The sequence below is a fragment of the Aquabacterium sp. genome, from assembly GCF_035476535.1.
Lineage (GTDB): Bacteria > Pseudomonadota > Gammaproteobacteria > Burkholderiales > Burkholderiaceae_C > Pseudaquabacterium.
Genome location: NZ_DATILJ010000193.1, coordinates 1 through 1,788, shown reverse-complemented (window position 1 = coordinate 1,788; position 1,788 = coordinate 1). Strand labels below are relative to the sequence as shown.

1 protein-coding gene and 1 pseudogene are annotated in these 1,788 nt (G+C 69.7%); both read right to left on the bottom strand.

Annotated elements, in window-relative coordinates; genetic code table 11:
• A pseudogene (locus VLK61_RS18965) lies at positions 1-1,353 on the bottom strand (S9 family peptidase); the annotation flags it as partial.
• A 26-nt stretch (positions 1,354-1,379) separates the two neighbouring features.
• A partial coding sequence (locus VLK61_RS18960; protein ID WP_325423184.1) for a prolyl oligopeptidase family serine peptidase occupies positions 1,380-1,788 on the bottom strand: 409 nt, incomplete at its 5' end.

Here is a 1,788-nt window from a genome sequence, read left to right as displayed (position 1 = left end):
TTCGACGCGTGCCCCGCTGGCGTCGAAGAATGCCGGCAGTGACTTCACCGCTTGCAGCGTGTCCCGTGCGGCCTCGGCGATGTACAGCGTGTCCGGCGTCAGGAAGCCGCTGTGGTTGAGCCAGAAGGTCTCGGCCAGCGCATCGCCCTTCAGCAGCGGGTCGTGCAGGCCGGTGAGTGCCAGCGTGCCGGGCGTCGGCGTGGCGATTTCGCGGCGCTGCCAGCGCTTGTCGTCCAGCGGCCGCCAGGCCTCGAGCCGGCTGGCCACATTGTCCAGCACGTTCAGCAGCACCTGGCTGCGGGTGGTCGTGTAGCTGGCCAGTGAACGCGTGGCGCTGGGTTCGAACAGGCGCTGAAACCGCCGCTCACCCTGCATGAACGCGGCGAAGTCGGTGACCAGCAAGGCGCCGCGCGGGTGGTGTTGCGCGGGGTTCACCTGCCAATCGCTCCTCAACTCGATCAGCAGCCGCGATTCCCAGAAACGCATGCGGGCATCGGGCGGCACCGGAATCGGCGTGCGGCTGCCGTCGCCCTTCAGCAGCCAGCGGCGCTGGTCGGTGCGGTTGACATAACGCGTGAAGACCGTGCGTTCTTCGCCGGGCGTGGTGATCACCTCGACATCGGCGGAGACGTCGGCCGGCTCGGCTTCGAACACCGTCGTCGCGGCGGCCAGCGGCTGGCCACGCTGCCAGCGCTTGAGGATGCGTGGGTAGCCCGAGTCGGTCATCGAACCGGCGCCGACATCGGTGCCGACGATCAGCGTGTCGGCATCGACCCAGGCCACGTCGGACTTGGCCTCGGGCAGCGTGAAGCCGCCGGCCACGAAGGCGCGGTCGACGGTGTCGAACTCGCGCCAGACCTTGGCGTCAGCACCGCCGCGCGACAGGCTGATCAGGCAGCGCCGGTAGCTCGGCCCCAGGCACAAGGCCTGGCCCCAGACCCAGTTCTCCTTCTCGGCGCGGGCCAGCGCATCGAGGTCCAGCACCGTCTCCCACGCCGGTTGTGGCTGGCGATACTCGGCGAGCGTGGCGCGCCGCCACAGGCCGCGGGGGTGTTCGGCGTCACGCCAGAGGTTGTAGTGCCAGTCGCCGTGGCGGCTGAGCGTCGGGATGCGGGCGGTGGAGTCGAGCACCGCGCGCAGGGCGTCGCGGGTGGGTGCGTAGGCCGGGTGCTTGTGCAGCTGCTCGCGCGCCAATGCGTTGCGCTCGCGCACCCAGGCCAGGGCCTTGTCGCCTTGCACCTCTTCGAGCCAGAGGTAGCCGTCCTCCGGCGCGGGCACCGATGCTGCCGTTGGTGCTGGCAGCGCGGGCTGGGCTGAAGCGGCGCAGGCCACGAGCAGCGCCGCCACTGGCATGGCGCTTCGCCACAGGCGGCCGCAGGTCATCGCGCCAGTTGCTGCCAGAGGAAGGAGAACTCCAGCGCCATCATGTCGGCCTTCTGCGCGTTGTCGGCCGCGCCGCCGTGGCCGCCTTCGATGTTCTCGTAGTACAGCGGCTTGTAGCCCTGCTCCAGCATGCGCGCGGCCATCTTGCGGGCGTGGCCGGGGTGCACGCGGTCGTCACGCGTCGAGGTGGTGAACAGCACATTGGGCAGCTTCAGGCCAGGCTTGACGTTCTGGTACGGGCTGTACGTCGAGATCCAGGCCCATTCTTCCGGCTTGTCGGGGTTGCCGTACTCGGCCATCCACGAGGCGCCGGCCAGCAGCGTGTGGTAGCGCCGCATGTCCAGCAGCGGCACCTGGCAGACCACGGCCTTGAACAGCTCGGGTCGCTGCAGCATCACCGCGCCG